The organism is Daejeonella sp. (genome assembly GCF_037719425.1).
Taxonomy (GTDB): Bacteria; Bacteroidota; Bacteroidia; order Sphingobacteriales; family Sphingobacteriaceae; genus Daejeonella.
In genome coordinates this window covers 1-21,531 of the sequence record NZ_JBBJNI010000025.1, presented here as the reverse complement: position 1 = coordinate 21,531, position 21,531 = coordinate 1, and the positions used below count along the sequence as shown (strand labels likewise).

Genomic DNA, 21,531 nt, shown 5'->3' with positions numbered 1-21,531 from the left:
ATGAAAAGGTATTACTTCATCCTGTGCGTACTGTCATTATTTTTTTCTGTAAATGTTTCCGCACAATCACCTGTAATCTACAAAGGTGAAAATATTGTTATCGGCAAGCACGTATCTATACTGGAGGATCCTACGAATAAGCTAGGATTAAACGATATAAGAAAATCCAACGCTTTCGTCCCGTCTAAAGTGGAAATTCCAAATCTCCAGCTGAGCAGTTCGGACTTCTGGTTAAAATTTTCCATCAAGAACGAAAGCGAACAGGATCACATACTTCTCGCGCTGGAATACCCCATGCTCAGTACAGCGGAATTTTATGCCATGACCGATGGCAAGGTTCAGAAATTAAGTTATAACACAGCCTTTTCCCACAGAAAATATCAGCATCAAAATTTCTTGTTTGATGTCTATATAGCTCCGGGCAGTACCGAAGAATATTTCCTGAGGGTAAAGAGTACTGAACAAATGGTTTTGCCGCTAATCCTTGGGACACCAAAGGTGATGGCTGAAAACCTCTTAACCAATGATCTTGCGTGGGGGCTGTTCATGGGCCTGATCCTGGTGATGATCATTTATAACTTTTTCATCTACCTTTCTGTTAAAGATCAGAGTTACCTCTATTACGTATTTTACAGTTTGTTTATAGGGCTCAGCTCCATAACCCTAAGTGGCTATACGTACAGATTTATCTTTTTTGATCACCCCGACCTCAACCATCTGGGCATCGTGATCTTTCCAGGCTTTGCTGGAATTGCAGGAAACCTGTTCATGATGAACTTTCTGCAAACGAAGGAAAACTCTCCGAGAATGCATCGGTTCATTTATCTCTCCATCCTGCTATATTCTATTGCAGTAATTCTCAGAATACTTGGATACGATCAGGCGAGTTTCAGGGCTATCGATTTCGCGGCTATCTCAACTGTCGTGATAACATTCATTGTAACTATTTCTCTTTCACTGGAAGGGTATCGACCGGCTAAATTATTCCTTCTTGCCTTTACTTTGTTCTTTACAGGATTACTCCTCTTTGTTCTGAGAAATTTAGGAGTTGTACCATACAACGCCTTTACTAATTACACAAAAGAAGTTGGTACGGCTCTGGATGTGGTTTTACTAGCCTTTGCCCTTGCAGACAAGATCAATACATTTAAAAGAGAAAAAGAGAAGTCACAAGAGCAAACCTTGCAAGCCTTAAAAGAAAACGAGCGAATTATTCGCGAACAAAACGTAATTCTTGAAACTAAGGTAACCGAACGCACGTACGAGTTGAATCAGGCTAATACGGAATTGAATCAGACATTAATAGATCTAAAAGAGGCAGAGGGCCAACTGGTGGAAGCAGAAAAAATGGCTTCTTTAGGTCAGTTGACGGCCGGTATCGCCCATGAGATCAATAATCCTATAAACTTTGTGACCTCGAACATAAATCCACTTAACAGGGATGTTGATATTCTGATAGATTTCATCCAGGAGATGGAAAAAATCGGTCTCTCTGATCTCCCGGTAGAAGAAAAACAGCGGCTGATAGAAGAACAGAAAGAAGAACTGGATTATGATTATCTTAAAATGGAAATCAGTCAGCTGCTTAAAGGGATTCAGGAAGGCGCTTCGCGTACTTCAGAAATAGTGAAGGGGTTGCGGGTATTTTCGCGTCTGGACGAAGATGATATTAAAAAAGCGGACATGAACGATGGGCTGGACTCAACGCTGATCATAATTAATAACTTGCTGAGTAACAAAATTAAGCTCGAAAAGTCATATGGGGATATTCCGCTTATCGAATGCTATCCGGGAAAACTTAACCAGGTCTTCCTTAATATCCTGTCTAATGCGATATATGCGATTAATAAAAAGTTTGGAGAGCAGGAAGGTGGTGTACTAAAAATAACTACAGACAACACTGATGCGAGGGTGATGATAAAAATAGAGGATAACGGGATGGGGATGGACGAAGCAACCAGGAAAAAGATCTTTGAGCCGTTCTTTACTACCAAAGATGTAGGCGAAGGGACCGGATTGGGGATGTCGATCGCTTATAATACGATAAGAAGACATCAGGGCGAAATTTATATCAACAGCACTCCGGGAGAAGGTTCAGAATTTATTCTTGAATTACCTATAGTTTTTGAATTTATAGAAGAAGATATATAAGTGGAAAAACAAGAGAAAATAAAGATACTATACGTTGATGATGAGATCAATAACCTGACAGGGTTTAAAGCATCATTCAGGATAAACTATAATATCATGATAGCCGTGAATGCTACCGACGCCATGGAACATTTGAATTCACATCCGGATATTCGGGTTATTTTCTGTGATCAGCGAATGCCGGGGAAGACGGGTGTTCAGTTCTTTGAAGAGATCCGCAGCCGCTATCCAAAACCTATCCGCATATTACTGACCGGCTATGCAGATATCGATTCTGTAATTGATTCCATCAACCTCGGAAATGTATTCAGGTATGTCAAAAAGCCCTGGAAAGATGCCGATATCCTTGCCGCAATTAATGAAGCTAATAAGTTCTATGTATCAAACTCACTCCTCGCAGTAAAGAATGATGAACTCCAGAAAGCATATAATGAACTTGACAAGTTTTCCTACAGCGTAACTCATGATATGCGGGGGCCGCTGCTTAGCATTTTAGGAGCCGTAGAAGCTGCTCAGCATATGGAAGATATTACTGAAATCAGGAAAATGCTTCTGCTGATGAAGGAGTCTGTGAGGAATCTTGATGACTTTATTCAGAGTATACATGACTATTATAATCTCAACAGAGGTGAACTTGAAATTAAAGAAATTAATTTCAAGGAAATTGTTGAGGAGCAGACAAGAATCTTTAACTTTACGTATTGGGTGAGTGATGTCAAGTTTAATAAAAGTATTGAGCAAAAAGAAACATTCAGAGGTGACGAGGTTTCAATTAAGCTTATATTAAATAATCTTTTATCTAATGCCTTCAAGTATCAGAAAAAGGACAGTAAAGATAAGCTTGTAGAGCTTAAGATACAGGTTGAAAACGGGAAAGCTATGATTAATGTTACCGATAACGGTGTAGGGATTGACCAGAATTATATAGGTGATATCTTTAACATGTTTTTCAGAGCCAGCTCACAGGATGTGGGATCTGGGTTTGGATTATATAATGTAAAGGCAGCTGTTATTAAACTAAATGGGAAAATAGCTGTAGATTCAGAAATTAATAAAGGTTCCAGCTTCAAAGTGGTAATTCAAAATAAGTGAGATGTCGACTCCATTCCCACATTTTATTATAATTGATGATAGCCATCTGGATTGCTTCATTGGGGAGAAGATTATCCAAAATACAGGAACCTTTTCCAGTGTAAAATCATACACACAGGCAACCGAGGCATATGAAGTTATAAAAAATTCGGATCCAGCTACCACTGAGCCAATAACAATTATTGTTTTGGATATCCAAATGCCGGTAATGAACGGTTTTCAGTTCGTGGAAGCCTTTGAACAGCTTCCGGAAGACATACGGTCAAATTATGCAATATTTATGTTCAGTTCGTCAATTAATGAGAATGACAAGAACAGGCTGGAAAATCATCCGTGTATTCGGAAGTTTTACAGCAAGCCAATTTCAAAAGATATTGTGGCCAGCATAGTGGCAACTTTATAATTATTTTAAGCCTAGCACGTCTACTCCCTGCTCAAATACAACATCGACCGGAATTCCTTTTTTGCTTAACCTGTCAAGATCTGATTTCAACTCAGGATGGATCAATGCCATTTCCTTTTGCACTTTTTCTACGGCTGCTTTATCACCATTTCCCTGCAGGGTCAATATCTGCTTGCTTAGCTCGTTCATCGCGCTGGCAAATTTTTCGTAGTTAACTTTATATCTACCTTCTCCGGTTCTCTCAAACGCCCCTTTCTCATTGAAGAAGTTAAAACAAAGCATATTAGCCTTTCCATGCGATTCGCTTGCGCCGAAACGTACAGATCTCAGGATTCCCGCCATGAATGTGGTGTAATAATCTTTGATATCACCAGCTAGTTCGCCCTTTTTTAAGAGGCTGGTCACCATATAAAGTCCCAATATATCGGCTTTACCTTCTTCAAGCCATGAGGATTGCTCCTGCAGGGCCGCTCTAACAAATCCCTTACCGGTAACGGTCGATTTAATTCCCAAACCATGAGCTACTTCATGGAACATAACATTCGCAAAAAAGGCATCAAAATTTAAATATTTCTGTTGTTCACGATCGATTAGTTCCTCTGATATGGGAATCATGATCTTATCGAATTTCGCTCTCATTGCGTTTTTCAGCTGAGATCTGCGGGTTCCTTTCTTTTGCTGTATCACTTCGTCGTTAGGGAGATTCACCGCTATGGTCTTGCCGGCTGAGTTGCCATCACCCGCGTAATAAACAACATCGAATGCGGCCAATTGAGATCCGGTGCCTGGCGTTTCACTTTTATATTTTGCATCTACAGGCAGGCCTTTCTGTAACTCTGGCATCATACTCACATATTTCTCTAAGCGCTGGCTCCATTCGCGGTCTTTTACTAGTACGTAGCTTTCAAATGCTGCCCTTGCGTTGAAGAGTGCATCTTCGTAGTTTTCGATCGGGCCTATGATTATATCAAGCCCATTATCCTTCATGTCCATCCACGCGTAATCGCTTGGATTATAATTATCAGTAATGAGCGCCTCCGCCCGAAGACTTAAATAGTTTTTTAATTGCGGCTCATCTGAAATCTCAGCTGCCTGTTTTAAAAGATCTGAAGCCTTTTTAAGCCCATCTTTAAAATAGATGTGATATGGTGTTGAGTATAGTTTGCCGCTAGAATCCCGTCTCACCATAGAATACAGGCCCTTTTTATCTTTCACATCAGACCTCTCCAGTTCTTCTTTTGTCATATCAGCAGGGTAGAACCCCGACCCTTCTGGTTTGGGCCCTATACCGTTTACAAAGGGTTTATTACCATTCAGTCTATCCCAGGGTCCGTAATTTACCAGAACAAACTGCTTAGTTTTTTCATCTTTTATAGTGGCCAGAAGGCTATCCCGTTGAGGATAAGCTTGCGCCCAGAAAAGTCCATCCATTATCTGAGCTGCTTGAATAAGCAATGGTAATACCTGGCGCTGGTTTTCTGTAAGTTTCTGAATGTCAGTTGTCAGCCTAACTTTTGCATAAATAGGAAGCCTTTCGGAAACATAGGCTTCCAAACTATCCTGTGATTCTCTGCCCTCTGTCTTGTTGTTAGAACATGAATAAAGGCCCGCAGTCATTAGAATTAGAATTAACTTAAGATGACTTTTCATATTAAAATATTTTAAGGATACTAAAAATAAGCATTGTTAGCGAATGATTTTAGTACTTATTGCTTTGGCACTGTTTTCAAGGATCAATATATCTATCTCAAAAAATGCCTTCAAGTGTTGTAGATACAATTAATTACTTCCCTGAAACCCTCATATTAAGGGTTACATTTGTATCGGGATTAATTTACGATTACAAGGACGTACCTTCCCAAGTTTTTAAGGCGCTAAAAGTAGCGGGTTCCAAAGGACGTTTCTTTAACTTTCACATTAAAGGTAAGTACGAATATGATAGAATAAGTTGATGGTCTAAAATACTAGGCTTTTGCAACAATCTCATCGATCGTTTAAACCAACTAGATTTACAAAAAAAACGTATATCTAAATTCGAGCTCCTAAACTTATTTCAATTGAAATATATTTTTCTCCTGTTCCTACTTATTATAGCCGGCACCAAATACAGCTTTGCTCAGGACAACTATACGGTAAATGGTATTGTTACAGACTCTCTTACGGGTGAAAGCCTTATTGGCGTAACGGTAAAGTTTAGCAGCAAAACACAAAACGGCACCAGCACAAATGCCTATGGATTCTTTTCCTACAAGCTTGGTCCCGGCGAATACACAATTACCTTCAGCTATATAGGTTACCGTACTCTCACGAGGGAAATAACAATCGATTCTGACAAACGTATTGACATGAACCTCGTCCCCGATAATAGTATCGATGAGGTTGTGGTCACTTCCGAAAAAAGAAATGACAATGTCGTTAGCGCCCAAATGGGAATTGCGAAGGTCAACTTAAGTGAGATCAGGAATGTCCCGGTAATCTTTGGCGAGCGAGATGTACTAAAGACCCTTCAACTTCTTCCCGGAATTAAGTCCGCAGGCGAGGGAAATAGTGGGTTTTATGTTCGGGGCGGATCAGCGGATCAAAATCTGATCCTTTTAGATGAAGCACCTGTGTATAATGCTTCACACTTGCTAGGTTTCTTCTCGACCTTTAATTCGGATGCCATAAAAGATGTGAGCGTATACAAAGGCGGGATGCCGGCTCAATATGGGGGGAGGTTATCTTCAGTACTGGACATCCGCATGAATGATGGAAATAAAAAAGAATTTACAGCTGAAGGTGGAATTGGGCTAATATCATCAAGACTTAAATTGGAAGGGCCAATTGTCCGGGATAAGAGCTCTTTTATGATCAGCGGAAGAAGAACTTATGCAGATGCATTTCTTGCCTTCGCAAAGGATAAATCTATCCGGAAAAACACCTTGTATTTTTACGATCTGAATGCTAAATCAAACTATCAGATTGATAATAAGAACACTATTTATCTCTCCGGATATTTTGGAAGGGACGAATTGGGACTAAATCAAACTTTTGGGTTTGAATGGGGAAATGCAACTGCAACGCTTCGTTGGAACCATCTCTACAGCAATCGCCTCTTTTCAAACACATCCCTCATCTATAGCAATTATAACTACGTGATTGAAAATTTCATAAAAGAAAATAATTTCAAGGTAAGCTCATCCATTAGGGATCTGAATTTGAAACAAGATTTTCAGCTTTCATTGAATAACAGTCATAATGTGCGATTTGGATTAGATCTGGTAGGCCATACCATTGCACCGGGCAGTATTACTTCCAGCGAACGGTCAAGTGTGAATGAAGACACCGTGGAAGAGAGGAAAGGAAATGAAGTATCGGCTTATGTCTCTGATGAATGGGAAATAAACGATAGATTCAATGTAGTTTATGGTATGAGGGCGAGCTCGTTTTTTCTGCGCGGGCCAGGTACTTTCAACTTTTATAACGCAGAAGGAAAAGTCACCAATAGCCAGAACTATAGTTCTGGACAGTTGGTAAAAAGTTATTTCAGGCTGGAGCCCCGACTGTCAGCTAGTTATCTGCTAGATGCATTTTCATCACTGAAAGTTTCGTACACAAGAAACAGCCAAAATCTGCACCTGATGTCAAACTCAACAGCAAGTTCGCCCACAGACTTGTATATCTTAAGCAGTAATAATGTAAAGCCTGAAATAGCTGACCAGGTTGCATTGGGGCTTTTTAGGAACTTCAATGACGATAAATATGAGTTTTCCACAGAGATCTATTACAAGACTATGTTTAACCAGATCGAATATCGAAGCGGGACGGACCTTCGCGGTAATAAAAATGTAGAGGCCGATCTGCTTTACGGCCAGGGCAGGGCATATGGTATAGAACTTTATCTTAAGAAAAGGTTCGGCAGACTAAATGGCTGGGTTGGTTATACTCTATCCCGCACCGAACGTCAATTTGATGATATTGATGCTGGCAATTGGTTCTTCGCAAAGCAGGACCGGACTCATGATGTTTCGGTTGTTGGTATCTATAAAGCTGGGTCACGATGGACGCTTTCTTCCACTTTTGTTTATAATACAGGAAACGCAGTAACATTTCCTGCTGGCAAATACCAGATCAACAACCAAACTTATTTTTATTATTCAGCGCGCAATTCAGATCGTATGCCCGACTATCATAGACTTGACCTTGCGGCAACTTTAGAAGCAAAGCCAGGAAAAAAATTACAGTCGAGCTGGTCACTTGGTTTTTACAACGTATATAACAGAAAGAACGCGTATTCCATTGACTTTCAGGATGATCCGGATGATAGTTCAAAGACACAAGCTGTTAGAACTACTTTATTTGGGATTATTCCATCAATAACATGGAACTTTAAGTTTTAATTATGAACACAATTATATCATCATATAGAACCATAAACCACTGCCTGGCTTTTGGCGCTATGTTTATGGTGCTGGTTCTTTCATCGTGCGAGGAGGTGATAAATACTGATCTTTCCAAAGCTGATCCGGTAATTGTTATTGATGGAAGCGTTAGCGACCAATCCGAAGTTCATACAGTTAAAGTTTCCAAAACTATTGCTTTCGACCAGCCTAACGCCTTTAATGGAGTTACGGGCGCAAAAGTAACAGTCTATTCGAGTACTAGCCAGACCTATAGTTTTACAGCATCTGGCGATGGTATATACAAAAGCCAGCGTTTTAGAGGGCTTTCCGGCGTCAATTATATTTTAGAAGTAATCACCGGAGGCAAAACCTACAAAGCCAGTTCAATAATGCCAACTGCTGTCAAGCCCGATTCAATTACCTTTAAAAAGCTTGCTTTCTTTGGGAATTCAAGGGTTTACCCGGCGATTTACTATAGAGACCCAGCACGGATCCAAAATCAATATCGTTATATCGTAAAAGTTAATGGCGTGCTAACAGCGGAGCAAGTCAGCGAGGATCGGTTCAGTGACGGTAACGCAACATCGGACTTGCTTACGTTCGATGGCGATGGTATACAAACCGGCGACAAGGTCGATGTCGAGATACAGTGCATCGATAGAAACGTTTTCAAGTATTACTTTGCAATAAGCCAGATCAGTGGTAATGGCGGCCCGCCAGTAGCACCCTCTAACCCGAATAGTAATTTGGACAATGGAGCCCTTGGGATCTTTAGTGCAAATACCCGATCTGCCTATACCGTAACGCTAAAGTAACACTAAGCGTGTTTTAACTAAGATCGAAAAGCCTGCTGCGAATGTTGCGCGGTATTCATAAAATAACTACTTGGTCAAAACCGTGGTTTATACTCGATAATAGATAGATAATATTGTGGTAATTTGACTTTTTGAAACTAGCCTTATATTTGCAGTCTAAGACAAGTACATGAAGAAGAAAATTGTAGTTATAGAAGACAATCATGACATTCTTGAGCTTTTAGGATTTATTCTTGAAAACGAAGATTATGAAGTGCTTGCTTCACTAGATGCCGAACCAATAAAAAGCCTTGAGGAAATTAATCCTCATTTGATTTTGCTGGATGAGAATTTAGGCGCAGACAAAGGCCATCGGTTATGCCTTGAAATAAAAGCGAATCCTGGTACATCACACCTTCCTGTTATTCTGATTTCTGCTGTAAAAGATCTTGCTGAAATTGCTAAAAAATGTAACGCAGATAATTATATCGCTAAGCCATTCCTTATCGAGGATCTCCTGAATTTAGTAAAGCAATACCATCGCCGCACCAACTGAGCATAATTTCTTGTCGAAATTCCTTTGCATAATCTGTAATTTTGCATCTATATGAGCAGCAAAACTGATATTGACAGGATTGAAGACATTAAAATATTTGTTATTGAGTTTTACGGTGCCTTCCATATTAAAAAATTCATTTTTGTAAATTGCCCGTTAGAAAAGATATTATGATTTCAAAAACACGTTTCTTCTTATTTTCTGCCGCCATCTCATTTGTGGCAGCCTGCTCATCATCACCTTATGCGCCAACAAATAAGGTCTATAAAAAGCAAACAAAGGAGCTGACTAACACAATAAGAAAAACGCCGATAAATCCTGCAGGTCAGGATTTCGTGGGAACAGTTAATTTTGGTCTTCGTAAGCCGAATTATGTTATCATACATCACACTGCACAAAATTCTACGGAACAAACACTCAAAACATTTACTGTCACTAAGACACAGGTAAGTGCTCACTACGTTATTGGACGGGATGGGGTAGTTTATCATATGCTTAACGACTATCTGCGTGCATGGCATGGAGGCGTAGCTAAATGGGGGAATGCGACCGATATAAACTCCTCTTCAATCGGAATCGAATTGGATAATAATGGGTACGAGCCTTTTGCTGAATCTCAAATAAATAGTCTGCTGACAGTTCTTGACACACTTAAAAAAAGACATGGAGTGCCAAGTGCCAATTTCATTGGCCATTCTGATATTGCGCCTGGAAGAAAGGTTGATCCGAATGTTACTTTCCCCTGGAAAAAATTAGCCGACAAAGGTTTTGGCTTATGGCCAGACGCTGCGCCGGCTGATACGGTACCGCCAGCATTTAATCCAGTAGATGCTTTAAGAATTATAGGATACGATGTTAAGAATCCTGTAAATGCTGTCAAGGCATTCCAGCTTCATTTTATTCAAAAGGAAATTACGGGGATTCTAAACGAAGACGAAAAGAAGGTGCTGCTGAATCTTTACAAGAAATACTTATAGTCAACCTTTCTTAACCTCTTTTGCCCAGGCATCTTTAAGCGTTACTGTGCGATTAAAAATCAGATTGTCTGATGTCGAGTCACTATCCAGGTTAAAATATCCTTTACGAATAAATTGATATCCTAATTCCGGGCGCGCATTCAATAGATCAGGCTCTATAAACGCATTTTTGATTACGCTCAAACTGTCGGGGTTGATATACTCTTTAAAATCCCCATCTTCATTTGATGGGTCTTCAACCCTGAAAAGCCTGTCATACAAACGAACTTCAGCATTCTTTGCGTGTTTAACGCTTACCCAATGGATAGTTCCTTTAACATGGATTCCGCTGGTATCCGAGCCACTTTTTGATTCAGTTATATAGGTGCAATGGATTTCAGAAACACGGCCATTCTCGTCTTTGAAAAAATTATCACATTTTACTATGTAAGCATTCTTTAAACGAACCATCAAGCCCGGGCTGAGGCGGAAAAATTTCTTAGGTGCTTCTTCCATGAAATCCTCACGCTCAATCCAGATTTCTGCACTGAAAGGTATCTCCCTTGAACCACCTCCATCTTCTGCTTCCGGATTATTTTCCCCGTGCATCACTTCCGATTGATCCTTTAGGTAATTAGTGATCACAACCTTAACAGGATCCATAACAACCATCCGTCTGAGTGCTGTTTTATTAAGGTCTTCCCGGATACAAAATTCCAGTAAGCTTAAGTCAATCAGGTTTTCGCGTTTAGCGACTCCTATACGCTCACAAAAATTCCTGATAGACAGAGGGGTATATCCGCGGCGGCGTAAACCACTTATTGTTGGCATGCGTGGATCATCCCAGCCTGTAACATATTTTTCATTCACCAGTTGAAGCAATTTTCTCTTGCTCATCACTGTGAAATTCATATTCAACCGGGCGAACTCGTATTGTTTTGAAGGGAAAACATTCAATTCATTAATAAACCATTCGTACAGGGGACGATGAGGAATGAACTCCAAAGTACAGATCGAATGAGTAATTTCTTCCGTCGCGTCCGACTGGCCATGGGCAAAATCATACATTGGATAAACACACCATTTATTTCCGGTACGGTGATGATGAGCATGTTTAATACGATACATCAATGGATCGCGTAAATGCATATTAGGGGATTCCAGATCGATCTTAGCTCGTAAAACTTTCGCTCCATCCGGATACTTTCCCGCTTTCATTTCATCAAAAAGCTGCAAGTTTTCCTCAATACTCCGGCTCCGATTAGGTGTTGGAGTTCCAGGCTCAGTAGGGGTTCCTTTCGCTGCAGCAATTTCCTCAGCAGTGCTGTCATCAACATAGGCAAGGCCTTTTCCAATCAGGGTGACTGCGAATTGATAAAGTTCATCGAAATAATTAGATGAATAGAGTTCCTTATCCCATTCAAATCCTAGCCAGTGAATATCATCGCGAATGCTATCAACATATTCAGTTTCTTCGGTACTCGGATTGGTATCATCAAATCTGAGATTAGTTTTACCATTATATTTTTGAGCGATCCCAAAATTCAGGCAGATAGATTTTGCATGGCCGATATGGAGATACCCATTAGGCTCAGGCGGAAAACGGGTAAGCACACGGCCATCATTCTTGCCATTGCGAAGGTCTTCTTCAATAATCTCTTCCAAAAAATTTAACGATCTCTCTTCAATCATAATCTACTTTGAGGGTACAAAAATAGCAAAATTAAGTTTCGGCAGGCACATTTTTACACGTTACCCCATATTAGCCTACTATCCCTGCAAAACACAATCCGAATTTCTTCTTACTTTTACATCATGCCTACAACCTCCAATCGCCCCATACGTGTGCTCGTCGCAAAAGTCGGCCTTGATGGCCACGACCGCGGAGCTAAAATTATTGCAACCTCTCTTAGAGATGCAGGAATGGAGGTGATCTATACCGGCTTACGCCAGACGCCTGAAATGGTAGTTAATGCGGCTTTGCAGGAAGATGTTGATGCGATTGGGGTCTCGATACTTTCAGGTGCGCACATGACTGTTTTCCCGAAGATCGCCAAACTTATGAAAGAGAAAGGGCTTGATGACGTATTACTAACGGGGGGTGGCATAATTCCCGAAGACGACATGAAGACACTTAACGAAATCGGCGTTGGCCAGCTTTTTCCGCCTGGAACTACTACTAATGATATTGTTAACTATATCAAAGAATGGGTGTCAGTCAACAGGCAGTTTTAAGCCTCTTTTAATCATCAGCAACTTTAATCTGTAATTCATATTTGATCATGAATAACCTTCTACTCGACAAGCGCAACCATATTCTTACGATAACTATTAATCGCGAAAGCAAGCTAAACGCCTTAAATAGAGATACTCTTTCAGAGCTTCACAAAGCGGTGTCTGATGCATTTGACGACACGGACATCCGGGGTGTTATTATTACTGGTGCTGGGCCTAAAGCTTTCATAGCTGGTGCAGATATTTCGGAGTTTGCTGCGTACAATGTCGAAGAGGGTAAGCAGTTGGCCAAGGATGGGCACGACAACGTTTTTGATTTCATTCAGAATGGAGGTAAGCCAGTAATAGCGGCTATCAATGGTTTTGCTTTAGGCGGCGGGTTAGAGCTGGCGATGGCGTGCCATATTAGAGTTGCCTCTTCCAATGCCAAAATGGGACTTCCTGAGGTCAGCCTGGGGCTCATACCCGGATATGGCGGTACCCAGCGATTGGCACAACTTATCGGAAAAGGCCGCGCACTTGAAATGATCATGACGGCCGACATGGTCACAGCGGAGGAAGCTCATTGCAGTGGGTTGGTTAATCACGTAGTTGAAGCAGAACAGCTTTTGGCAAGGGCAGAAGAGATACTTAACAAGATCATAACCAGATCGCCGTTTGCTGTAGCAAGTGCAATCAGGGCAGTCAACGCCGGACTTTCCGACGGTAAAAATGGATATGCGATTGAAATCGAAGAGTTTTCACGATGTTTTGGTTCCGAAGACTTCAAAGAGGGCGTTGAGGCATTCTTGAATAAGAGAAAAGCCGAGTTTACGGGCAACTAAGTTTAGTCTTTATCCATTATCCAAATCCAATTACTCCGAAAATCTCCGAACTTTCACCTCTTTCTGTACGTAACAATACTTTAGCAGACAAAAAATTTCAGTCAAAAACGGGCCTAAAAGTGTAGAAAAAATTTCCCATTTCGGTTATTTTTTACTATATTGCACTGTTTCCTGATACCTGCACCTGTTTTATGGAATTCTTCACCCTATGAACAAGATCCTAATTATCGATGATGAAATAAACATAGGCCTTATTTTGTCAAAATTCCTAACCCGAAACGGTTTCGAAGTTGCGACAAGTACTAACGGCACAAATGCGTTGGAGCTAATGTCAAGAGAGACGTTCCATCTGGTTCTTTGTGATTTTCGGTTAGAAGACACCGATGGAAGGGAAATGCTTCGTAAAATTAAGACATCATATCCCGACACGGGCGTAATTATTATCACAGGGTATTCGGACATAAAATTGGCTGTGGAGCTTATTAAAATGGGGGCTTACGATTACATTACTAAGCCGCTATACCCCGACGAAATTCTCAATACGATTAATAAAGCTATTGAAGCTCAAAAAATAATAAACCAGCCTGTCAGCACGTCAAGTGAGTCAGATAAGAATCGTGATCAGAATTCTGATATCGTTCTTGAAGAATTTGTAGTAGGAAAAAGCGCTGCTTCCCAGGAGCTTATCAGGCAAATTAAGCTGGTATCGCCAACAAATTACAGTGTTATCCTAAGCGGTGAAAGCGGGACAGGTAAAGAATCAGTTGCAAAAAGCATTCATTTAAGCAGCCCCAGAAAAGATAAGCCATTCATTGCGATGGATTGCGGTTCTTTAACCAAAGATCTGGCTGGAAGTGAGTTTTTCGGACATGAAAAAGGATCTTTTACCGGAGCCTTATATACCAAGATCGGCCACTTTGAAATGGCAAACGGCGGTACATTATTTCTTGATGAGGTAGGCAACTTATCTTATGATATCCAGGCCGCTCTCTTACGGGTGGTTCAGGAACGTAAGGTAAAACGTATTGGAAGCACTAAAGAAATTGATCTTGATGTAAGGATTATTGTGGCAACCAACGAAAACCTAATGGATGCCATTCAAAAAAGCAGGTTCAGAGAAGACCTTTTCCATCGGTTTAACGAGTTCAGCATAACCATACCGCCACTACGAGAAAGAGGTAAGGATATCATCACTTTCGCTGAACACTTCTTAAGGGTTGCAAATAGTGAGCTGAACAGAAATGTCACCGACTTCTCTCCGGAAGTAGTGGACTGCTTTATGACTTATAACTGGCCGGGAAACGTAAGGGAATTGAAAAATGTGATTAGAAGAGCGACTTTACTTACAGAAGGCTCAGAAATCTTACTGAAAGCATTGCCGCTTGAGATATCGACTTTCGCTAAGGTATCGGCAATTGAAAGCACATTTGAAGCTAATGTCAATGTCAATAATAACAGACATGACTTGAAGAATGCCGCGATGGAGGCTGAATACGAGACAATTCTTAAGGTTCTCAAAGAGGTTAATTTCAATAAAACCAAAGCAGCTAAAATTCTTAATATAGACAGGAAGACGCTTTATAATAAAATGAAGGCTATTAATTTAGATTAATTTCAATTCGGATAAAACAAAATATAAAAACCCTGTTATGATAGCAGGGTTTTTTTATAAGCAAAGTTAGTATGTCCATTTATAGCTATAAGCAACGAAATACAATTGTATTAGCCATCCTGATAATTTTAGGATGTTTCGTACTCTATTCATTACGTACCATTGCTGGCACCTTGTTAAGCACTATCGTTCTATATACTATTTTGGTTCCCATTTTTACTTTTTTCGTTGAGAAATGGAATATGAAGAAATGGATTGCTGCTACCCTGATTATATTTCTCTCTCTGGTTATCATTGTACTTCCTTTCCTAACCCTAAGCGTATTGGTTATCGATAAAGTTTCTGAATTTCAGGACGATCCTATCGCGATAAAAAACCTAATGCATAAAATCGATGATTTTATAGGCGCAAAGATCGACCAGCCGGATCTTTTCGATAAAGCAATGGAGAAAATGAACCAGGTAGCAGAGGAATTATTCCCGTCGGTGCTGAGCGGCGCTGCCAACATTGTGCTTGGACTCGTTGTAATGTATTTCCTGCTCTACTTTATGTTTGTTCAAAAGCAACAGTTTGAGGCCGGCTTGCTTAAATATGCTCCGTTCAGAGAACAGAACGCGTTAAAGTTTGCGACAGAATTAAAAATGACCACCTACTCGAACGTACTGGGGCAAGGATTTATAGCCATTGTTCAGGGTGCACTGGTAAGTATCGGTTTTTTTATGTTCGATATTCCCGATCCAATATTTTGGGGAGTGATATCAACTTTCCTGTCGTTTTTACCTGTAGTTGGAGCTCCTGTTGTTTTCGTTCCAGCGGCGCTTATTGCTATGGCCAGCGGTAATACGTCAGGCGGCTGGGGGCTGTTACTATGGGGTCTTATTGTGATTATTAATATCGACAATGTTATCCGGCTGATCATTGCTAAAAATGTATCTGATACTCATCCCATCATCACGGTTGTAGGAGTTATCATAGGGATACCGATATTCGGAATTCTTGGGCTGGTTTTCGGCCCCTTGCTTTTGTCTTACTTCATACTCACGATAAGGATCTATGAAACCAGCAAGCTAGCTAGCGAAAGGTTAGAAAAGCTGAAATCAGGTGAAGATGAATAATTAAAAACAGTTTATACGGTTGATTTGTATTATTAACAATAAATATTAACCTTAAAATTATTAACATGAAGGACAACTCAAAAATTTTGGCAGCAATGCTCGCAGGATTAGCCGCAGGAGCTGCTATAGGGCTATTGTTTGCCCCTGAAAAAGGATCTGGAACACGTGATAAGTTAAATGATTCATTAAAAAACCTTGGCGATAGTATAAGGGATCGTGCAGCAGACGAGATCGGCAACCTTAGCGAATTTAAGGATAAAGTGGTTGAGTCAATAAAAAGCAAGTTAAAAGGTGCTGAAGAAGAATACGTAGCTGCAAAGGAAACTGTGAGTAAAGCGGCTTCAGGTGTAGCAAGCAAAACCGAGAAAAATCTCAGCAATGCTCAATCATAATCAATTTTATTAAAAATGGAAGAAAAAGAACTGGATGCCAGGGAAATAATAGGTAAAGTAAAAGAGTATGTAGACGTTCGCAAAGAAATTGCTATTCTTTCGGCCGTTGAAAAGGGCTCTCAACTATTTGCCAATTTAGCTACCGATGGTCTTGTTCTTCTTTTTGGTGTGCTTGGCGTCCTTTTTGGAAGCCTTGCCGCCGGATTTTATCTATCCGAAGTTGTTGGCAACACTTATTCTGGTTTTCTAATTGTTACCGGTTTTTACTTCTTGATGGCGATAGTTTTCTATGCGGTAAAAGATAAATATGTGGAGAAACACATTATTAATGCCGCAATTAAAAAGTTCTTTAGAGAAAAAAAACATGAGGCCTAAAATCGAAAATCTTCACGAGCTATGCACCGAGCTAAATCGCTTGCGTGCACAACGCGTCAATCAGGAGATTGAGCTTACAAAGGTTACTGCCAGAATTAAAGCCCGTCTACATTTTCCAGTTTTAGTTTACAACAAAATCAGCGATTTCTTTATTGAGATGTTTGGAGACGACCCAGAAGACCTGACAAAAAAAGAACATAAAGATAAAGACTGGGTGACGAATATTTTCAGGCTTGGCCTTCCTCTCGCCTTAAACAGATTTCTCTTTCCGCAGTCAGGATTTCTGATGAAATCTGTTGTCGCAATGGTATCTCAAAAGGCTGCGAAGAATGTAAACAAAGATAGCATCACTGACATCATTGATAAGGTTACGCACTGGATAAAGAGTCCGAGACCAAAAACGAGGAAAGTACCTGTCCTACCAGATTATGGTATTCCTCCCGATAGTGAAACATATTAAAAGAAAAACCCATCCTAAGCATATTTGAGATGGGTTTTTTTATTTTAATCAGTTGCTGTGATAGCTAGGCTGATGTGAAGACATTTTTTTTAAAATCTTCATATGCTATTTTAATTCCGTTCTCCAAATCAACCTTATGCTTCCAGCCTAAAGAATGCAATTTCGAAACATCCAACAGCTTTCTTGGAGTGCCGTCAGGCATTGAAGAATCGAATTTAATATGTCCTTCATAGCCGGTTATATTCTTGATAAGTAAAGCCAAATCTTTTATTGACAGGTCTTTTCCCGTGCCAATATTTATCAATTGTGGCTCATCATAATTTTGCATGAGAAAAAAACAAGCGTCAGCCAAATCATCCGAGAATAAAAACTCTCTTAACGGAGTTCCCGTTCCAAGGACAGTCACCTGCTGCGCTGAGCTCAATTTTGCTTCGTGAAATTTGCGAATTAACGCAGGAAGAACATGTGAGTTTTGCGGATGATAGTTATCATTATATCCGTACAAATTCGTTGGCATCACGGATATAAAATTACGTCCATATTGAGACCGGTACGCCTCACACATTTTGATACCAGCTATTTTTGCAATAGCATAAGGCTCGTTGCTAGATTCCAGTGTGCCCGTTAATATATATTCTTCTTTTATAGGCTGAGGAGCCATTTTGGGATAAATACAACTTGACCCCAAAAACATTAGTTTCTTAACGTCATTGATGTGACTTTGGTGGATTACATTGTTTTGGATCGCCAGATTTTCATAAATGAAATCTGCTTTGTATGTCTTATTCGCAATAATCCCACCTACTTTTGCTGCTGCTAAGAAGACATATTCGGGTTGCTCCGCAGCAAAAAAATTCGAGACTTGCTTAGAGTCCCTGAGATCGAGTTCCTTAGAGCTTCGTGTAATTAAATTACTAAAGCCTTCCCGCTTGAGCTTTCTAAAAATCGCCGAACCTACCATTCCCCGGTGACCTGCGATATATATTTTGGCTCTCTTTTCCACCTGTTTATACTAATGATGCGAAGATAAAACTATTTTTACAAGTTTTAATAATAAGAAATGGGTAAGGATAAATTACGGCGCTTTGCCGAGATAACCGCGTTTAATAATGTCATTGAACTTGAAGATGGCAAAGAGCTTAAGGGCCAGTGGTCAACTAAACACTTTAATAATAATAATCCGGTAGTATTAGAATTGGGCTGTGGGAAGGGCGAATATACGGTCAATTTAGCCAGACTATTTCCGGAGATAAACTTCATCGGATTAGACTACAAAGGAAACCGAATTTGGCGTGGCGCTAAGACAGCACTTGAAGATCGTATTGAAAATGTTGCATTTTTGCGGATTCAGATTGAGAATCTTCTGGATTATTTTAGTGAAAACGAAATCAGTGATATTTGGGTAACCTTCCCGGATCCGCAGCCTCAAATTAGCCGCGAAAAGAAACGGCTTACTTCACCCCGGTTTCTTTCAATGTATAAAATCATCCTTAAAAACGCCGGATCGGTTCACCTGAAAACAGACAGCGATTCATTATATCTGTATACTTTTAAGCAAGTCAGTGAGCCGGGATTTGAGCTGCAAATAAACACTGCAGACCTGTACAATTCTGAGTTTGCTGATGAGGTTCTTTCTATCAAAACCTATTATGAGAAGAAGTATCTTGCATCTAATAAAAGCATCAATTACCTGAAATTTAACTTCGCATAATGGAAGAGATGAGTTTTTACGATCAGGTTTACCAGGTTGTCAGGCTCATTCCGGCTGGGCGAGTTAGCTCATACGGAGCTATTGCTTCCTATCTTGGAGCAAAGGGATCTGCACGAATGGTTGGCTACGCTATGAATGCGGCCGGTACAGCTGTTCCTCCCGTTCCGGCTCACCGGGTGTTAAACAGAAATGGCCTTCTTACAGGAAAGTTTCATTTCGGGGCTCCCGATATGATGCAGCAGCTTTTGGAAAACGAAGGAATCAAAATTGTAAATGATGGAGTCAAGGATTTCAAAATCTTATTTTGGGATCCGGCTATCGAACTTGAACTTTAGAGTCAAAATGATAAACAAATGGGAAAATTAGTAGAAGAGTTTAATGACTACCGCACTAAGATGAATGACCGCATCCTGGACAGTGCTAATACAAACATAAAGCGTTTCCTTGCCCTGGATACAACAAGCTACGCCGAAGGAGCATTGGATGTAAAAACCAAAGAAATGCTCGGACTTGTAGCCTCCATGGTATTGAGATGCGATGATTGTATTAAATATCATCTTGGCAAATGCCATGAAGCAGACGTAAATACTGAGGAAATGAACGAAATTTTCATGATCGCGAATCTGGTTGGTGGCTCTATCGTAATCCCACATTACAGAAGGGCTGTTGAGTATTGGGATGAACTGGGTGCCGGTCCCTCGATCTGAGTTAAACGCTTATTTGTAATAACAGGCAATGAAAGAAGAACACGTTGTAGTTCGATGCGGATGGTGTGGTACCGACCCGCTGTACGTTAAATATCATGATGAAGAATGGCGAAAGCCTGTTTATGACGACAAAATTTTATTCGAATTCTTGGTTTTGGAGAGCGCTCAAGCTGGCCTTAGCTGGATCACTGTATTACGCAAACGTGAAAATTATCGTAATGCTTTTGCAAGTTTCGATGCCAAAAAAGTGGCGAAGTTTACTCAAACTGATGTTGAGCATTTAATGCAGGACAGTGGCATCATCCGAAATCGCCAAAAGATTGAAGCCGCAATTAACAACGCGCGTTTGTTCCTGGATATTCAGCAAGAATACGGAAGCTTCTCAAATTTTATCTGGGGATTTCTTCCCGATAAAAAGCCTATCGTGAATTCCATGAAAGATCACAAAAGTGCTCCGGCCCGAACTGAACTATCAGACCGCATCAGTGCCGATATGAAGAAGCGCGGGTTTAAGTTCTTCGGCACAACGATTTGTTATGCCCACATGCAGGCCACAGGAATGGTGAACGACCACATTGATGGCTGTCTGGCAAAATGAGGATAAGACCTACAGAGATTAATTAGTTTATTAACTTTGAGAGAACGCCTTAGATTAAAAAATCCAGACTTCGATCTGATACAATTACCTCATTCGCAATGAAGAAACTCTTCCTACTTGACGCCTTTGCTCTAATTTACAGAGCTCACTTTGCACTAAGCAAGAGCCCAAGATTTACCTCTGGTGGCTTGAACACATCTGCGATCATGGGTTTCACCAATACCCTGCTTGAGGTTCTTAAGAAAGAACAGCCAACTCACATGGCGGTGGTATTTGATACCGATGCTCCCACTGAACGCCACACGGATTTTGCGGATTATAAAGCTCACCGTCAGGCGATGCCGGAAGACCTTGCTCTCGCTATTCCCTATATCGTTAAGTTAATCGAAGGTTTTAACATACCGTGTGTGTTTTCTGATGGCTACGAAGCGGATGACATTATTGGCACACTCGCGAAAAAAGCAGAGAAAGAGGGATTCACAGTCTATTGCATGACACCTGATAAAGATTTCGGACAGCTGGTTTCCGAAAATATTTTTATTTATAAACCCGCGCGAATGGGGAATGGGATGGAAATATTGGGCGTAAAAGAAATTCTGGAAAAATGGGAAATTGAAAATGTCAAACAGGTTATAGACATCCTTGGATTATGGGGGGATGCTGTTGATAATATTCCTGGCATTCCCGGAGTTGGAGAAAAGACGGCTAAACAGCTTATCAAACAGTATGGGTCGGTTGAAAATATCATTGCAAACAGTCACGAGTTAAAAGGAAAACTTCGCGAAAACGTAGAAAATTTCGCTGAACAGGGACTCATCTCAAAAAAATTGGCAACAATTATGCTGAACGCCCCGGTTGAACTTGATGTAGATGCCCTTCATATTGATGAACCTAATAGGGAAGTACTTGAGCCTCTATTTGCAGAGCTTGAATTCCGCACGTTGGGAAGACGTGTCTTTGGGGAAGAATTTAGTGTGAACGATGGTAAAGCTGCTACTAACACGAGTGGCCAGATGGATATGTTTGCCAGCCAGTCAGCATCCAGTAACACTACCACTGCAAAACCAATTGATCCTTACGCCGAGAAAGTTCCGGCTTCAAAGAACATTGATAACACAGAGCATAATTATATGCTTGTAGATACCCCGGAAAAAAGAAAGGAATTAAT

23 protein-coding genes are annotated in these 21,531 nt (G+C 40.5%); 20 read left to right on the top strand and 3 right to left on the bottom strand.

Going from position 1 to position 21,531, the window contains the following annotated elements; translation table 11 throughout:
* From WKF69_RS05365 to WKF69_RS05355, 3 genes are read left to right on the top strand one after another with little or no spacing between them, the layout of a single operon-like run.
* Entirely contained in the window at positions 1 to 2,151 is a 2,151-nt protein-coding gene (locus tag WKF69_RS05365; RefSeq protein WP_340380135.1) for a 7TM diverse intracellular signaling domain-containing protein, read from the top strand.
* Entirely contained in the window at positions 2,152 to 3,243 is a 1,092-nt protein-coding gene (locus tag WKF69_RS05360; protein ID WP_340380134.1) for a hybrid sensor histidine kinase/response regulator, read from the top strand.
* Between the two features lies 1 nt (position 3,244).
* The gene (locus WKF69_RS05355) at positions 3,245 to 3,646 is read left to right on the top strand and encodes a response regulator (RefSeq protein ID WP_340380133.1); all 402 of its coding nucleotides are present in this window, start codon (positions 3,245 to 3,247) and stop codon (positions 3,644 to 3,646) included.
* On the opposite strand, the gene WKF69_RS05350 is transcribed toward WKF69_RS05355, so the two are convergent.
* A complete protein-coding gene (locus WKF69_RS05350; protein WP_340380131.1) occupies positions 3,647 to 5,296 on the bottom strand; it encodes a Zn-dependent hydrolase in 1,650 nt (549 codons plus the stop codon).
* Between the two features lie 104 nt (positions 5,297 to 5,400).
* Here WKF69_RS05350 and WKF69_RS05345 point away from each other — a divergent pair, with 104 nt between their 5' ends.
* From WKF69_RS05345 to WKF69_RS05325, 5 genes are all read left to right on the top strand, one after another.
* Positions 5,401 to 5,598, top strand: a complete 198-nt coding sequence (locus tag WKF69_RS05345; RefSeq protein WP_340380129.1) for a KTSC domain-containing protein — start codon at positions 5,401 to 5,403, stop codon at positions 5,596 to 5,598.
* Positions 5,599 to 5,703: 105 nt separating this feature from the next.
* The gene (locus tag WKF69_RS05340) at positions 5,704 to 8,025 is read left to right on the top strand and encodes a TonB-dependent receptor (protein ID WP_340380127.1); all 2,322 of its coding nucleotides are present in this window, start codon (positions 5,704 to 5,706) and stop codon (positions 8,023 to 8,025) included.
* Positions 8,026 to 8,027: 2 nt separating this feature from the next.
* Positions 8,028 to 8,843, top strand: coding sequence for a DUF4249 domain-containing protein (locus WKF69_RS05335; RefSeq protein WP_340380125.1), 816 nt, complete (start codon positions 8,028 to 8,030; stop codon positions 8,841 to 8,843).
* 169 nt (positions 8,844 to 9,012) lie between these two features.
* The gene (locus WKF69_RS05330) at positions 9,013 to 9,378 is read left to right on the top strand and encodes a response regulator (RefSeq protein WP_340380123.1); all 366 of its coding nucleotides are present in this window, start codon (positions 9,013 to 9,015) and stop codon (positions 9,376 to 9,378) included.
* A 170-nt stretch (positions 9,379 to 9,548) separates the two neighbouring features.
* A complete protein-coding gene (locus WKF69_RS05325) occupies positions 9,549 to 10,355 on the top strand; it encodes an N-acetylmuramoyl-L-alanine amidase (RefSeq protein WP_340380121.1) in 807 nt (268 codons plus the stop codon).
* Here the strand turns inward: WKF69_RS05325 and WKF69_RS05320 are convergent, their stop codons facing one another.
* Positions 10,356 to 12,026: a glutamine--tRNA ligase/YqeY domain fusion protein gene (locus WKF69_RS05320; RefSeq protein WP_340380119.1), complete on the bottom strand. Its 1,671-nt coding sequence runs from the start codon at positions 12,024 to 12,026 to the stop codon at positions 10,356 to 10,358.
* Between the two features lie 123 nt (positions 12,027 to 12,149).
* On the opposite strand from WKF69_RS05320, the gene WKF69_RS05315 reads away from it, so the two are divergent.
* The 7 genes from WKF69_RS05315 to WKF69_RS05285 all read left to right on the top strand — a co-directional run bounded on the left by WKF69_RS05315 (position 12,150) and on the right by WKF69_RS05285 (position 17,347).
* Positions 12,150 to 12,569 carry a cobalamin B12-binding domain-containing protein gene (locus tag WKF69_RS05315; RefSeq protein ID WP_340380117.1) on the top strand — a complete coding sequence of 140 codons (420 nt, stop codon included), beginning with the start codon at positions 12,150 to 12,152 and terminating at the stop codon, positions 12,567 to 12,569.
* A gap of 47 nt (positions 12,570 to 12,616) precedes the next feature.
* Positions 12,617 to 13,393: an enoyl-CoA hydratase-related protein gene (locus tag WKF69_RS05310; RefSeq protein WP_340380115.1), complete on the top strand. Its 777-nt coding sequence runs from the start codon at positions 12,617 to 12,619 to the stop codon at positions 13,391 to 13,393.
* A gap of 208 nt (positions 13,394 to 13,601) precedes the next feature.
* On the top strand, positions 13,602 to 15,005 hold the full coding sequence (locus WKF69_RS05305; RefSeq protein ID WP_340380113.1) for a sigma-54 dependent transcriptional regulator: 1,404 nt from the start codon (positions 13,602 to 13,604) through the stop codon (positions 15,003 to 15,005).
* A gap of 71 nt (positions 15,006 to 15,076) precedes the next feature.
* The gene (locus WKF69_RS05300; protein WP_340380111.1) at positions 15,077 to 16,120 is read left to right on the top strand and encodes an AI-2E family transporter; all 1,044 of its coding nucleotides are present in this window, start codon (positions 15,077 to 15,079) and stop codon (positions 16,118 to 16,120) included.
* A gap of 65 nt (positions 16,121 to 16,185) precedes the next feature.
* A complete protein-coding gene (locus WKF69_RS05295; RefSeq protein ID WP_340380109.1) occupies positions 16,186 to 16,512 on the top strand; it encodes a YtxH domain-containing protein in 327 nt (108 codons plus the stop codon).
* A gap of 15 nt (positions 16,513 to 16,527) precedes the next feature.
* Positions 16,528 to 16,887, top strand: a complete 360-nt coding sequence (locus WKF69_RS05290; RefSeq protein WP_340380107.1) for a phage holin family protein — start codon at positions 16,528 to 16,530, stop codon at positions 16,885 to 16,887.
* On the top strand, positions 16,877 to 17,347 hold the full coding sequence (locus tag WKF69_RS05285; protein WP_340380105.1) for a hypothetical protein: 471 nt from the start codon (positions 16,877 to 16,879) through the stop codon (positions 17,345 to 17,347). The genes WKF69_RS05290 and WKF69_RS05285 overlap by 11 nt, the downstream gene beginning before the upstream one ends.
* A 64-nt stretch (positions 17,348 to 17,411) precedes the next feature.
* On the opposite strand, the gene WKF69_RS05280 is transcribed toward WKF69_RS05285, so the two are convergent.
* Complete coding sequence (locus WKF69_RS05280; RefSeq protein ID WP_340380103.1) at positions 17,412 to 18,350, bottom strand: GDP-L-fucose synthase; 939 nt, start codon at positions 18,348 to 18,350, stop codon at positions 17,412 to 17,414.
* A gap of 57 nt (positions 18,351 to 18,407) precedes the next feature.
* Between WKF69_RS05280 and trmB the strand changes: the two genes are divergently transcribed.
* The 5 genes from trmB to WKF69_RS05255 all read left to right on the top strand — a co-directional run.
* Positions 18,408 to 19,058, top strand: a complete 651-nt coding sequence (gene trmB / locus WKF69_RS05275; RefSeq protein WP_340380101.1) for a tRNA (guanosine(46)-N7)-methyltransferase TrmB — start codon at positions 18,408 to 18,410, stop codon at positions 19,056 to 19,058.
* Entirely contained in the window at positions 19,058 to 19,393 is a 336-nt protein-coding gene (locus WKF69_RS05270; protein WP_340380099.1) for an MGMT family protein, read from the top strand. Before trmB ends, WKF69_RS05270 begins: the two co-directional genes overlap by 1 nt.
* 18 nt (positions 19,394 to 19,411) lie before the next feature.
* Positions 19,412 to 19,765, top strand: coding sequence for a carboxymuconolactone decarboxylase family protein (locus WKF69_RS05265; RefSeq protein ID WP_340380097.1), 354 nt, complete (start codon positions 19,412 to 19,414; stop codon positions 19,763 to 19,765).
* A gap of 28 nt (positions 19,766 to 19,793) precedes the next feature.
* Positions 19,794 to 20,363, top strand: coding sequence for a DNA-3-methyladenine glycosylase I (locus tag WKF69_RS05260; RefSeq protein WP_340380095.1), 570 nt, complete (start codon positions 19,794 to 19,796; stop codon positions 20,361 to 20,363).
* A 98-nt stretch (positions 20,364 to 20,461) separates the two neighbouring features.
* The coding region (locus tag WKF69_RS05255) for a 5'-3' exonuclease H3TH domain-containing protein (RefSeq protein ID WP_340380093.1) at positions 20,462 to 21,531 on the top strand (1,070 nt) is incomplete at its 3' end.

What these genes read in the sequence shown, in the direction of transcription:
- WKF69_RS05365 (WP_340380135.1), top strand. Translation starts at nt 1, where the DNA reads ATGAAAAGGTATTACTTCATCCTGTGCGTACTGTCATTATTTTTTTCT.
- WKF69_RS05355 (WP_340380133.1), top strand. Translation starts at nt 3,245, where the DNA reads ATGTCGACTCCATTCCCACATTTTATTATAATTGATGATAGCCATCTG.
- WKF69_RS05350 (WP_340380131.1), bottom strand. Translation starts at nt 5,296, where the DNA reads ATGAAAAGTCATCTTAAGTTAATTCTAATTCTAATGACTGCGGGCCTT.
- WKF69_RS05345 (WP_340380129.1), top strand. Translation starts at nt 5,401, where the DNA reads ATGCCTTCAAGTGTTGTAGATACAATTAATTACTTCCCTGAAACCCTC.
- WKF69_RS05335 (WP_340380125.1), top strand. Translation starts at nt 8,028, where the DNA reads ATGAACACAATTATATCATCATATAGAACCATAAACCACTGCCTGGCT.
- WKF69_RS05330 (WP_340380123.1), top strand. Translation starts at nt 9,013, where the DNA reads ATGAAGAAGAAAATTGTAGTTATAGAAGACAATCATGACATTCTTGAG.
- WKF69_RS05325 (WP_340380121.1), top strand. Translation starts at nt 9,549, where the DNA reads ATGATTTCAAAAACACGTTTCTTCTTATTTTCTGCCGCCATCTCATTT.
- WKF69_RS05320 (WP_340380119.1), bottom strand. Translation starts at nt 12,026, where the DNA reads ATGATTGAAGAGAGATCGTTAAATTTTTTGGAAGAGATTATTGAAGAA.
- WKF69_RS05315 (WP_340380117.1), top strand. Translation starts at nt 12,150, where the DNA reads ATGCCTACAACCTCCAATCGCCCCATACGTGTGCTCGTCGCAAAAGTC.
- WKF69_RS05310 (WP_340380115.1), top strand. Translation starts at nt 12,617, where the DNA reads ATGAATAACCTTCTACTCGACAAGCGCAACCATATTCTTACGATAACT.
- WKF69_RS05305 (WP_340380113.1), top strand. Translation starts at nt 13,602, where the DNA reads ATGAACAAGATCCTAATTATCGATGATGAAATAAACATAGGCCTTATT.
- WKF69_RS05300 (WP_340380111.1), top strand. Translation starts at nt 15,077, where the DNA reads ATGTCCATTTATAGCTATAAGCAACGAAATACAATTGTATTAGCCATC.
- WKF69_RS05295 (WP_340380109.1), top strand. Translation starts at nt 16,186, where the DNA reads ATGAAGGACAACTCAAAAATTTTGGCAGCAATGCTCGCAGGATTAGCC.
- WKF69_RS05290 (WP_340380107.1), top strand. Translation starts at nt 16,528, where the DNA reads ATGGAAGAAAAAGAACTGGATGCCAGGGAAATAATAGGTAAAGTAAAA.
- WKF69_RS05285 (WP_340380105.1), top strand. Translation starts at nt 16,877, where the DNA reads ATGAGGCCTAAAATCGAAAATCTTCACGAGCTATGCACCGAGCTAAAT.
- trmB (WP_340380101.1), top strand. Translation starts at nt 18,408, where the DNA reads ATGGGTAAGGATAAATTACGGCGCTTTGCCGAGATAACCGCGTTTAAT.
- WKF69_RS05270 (WP_340380099.1), top strand. Translation starts at nt 19,058, where the DNA reads ATGGAAGAGATGAGTTTTTACGATCAGGTTTACCAGGTTGTCAGGCTC.
- WKF69_RS05265 (WP_340380097.1), top strand. Translation starts at nt 19,412, where the DNA reads ATGGGAAAATTAGTAGAAGAGTTTAATGACTACCGCACTAAGATGAAT.
- WKF69_RS05260 (WP_340380095.1), top strand. Translation starts at nt 19,794, where the DNA reads ATGAAAGAAGAACACGTTGTAGTTCGATGCGGATGGTGTGGTACCGAC.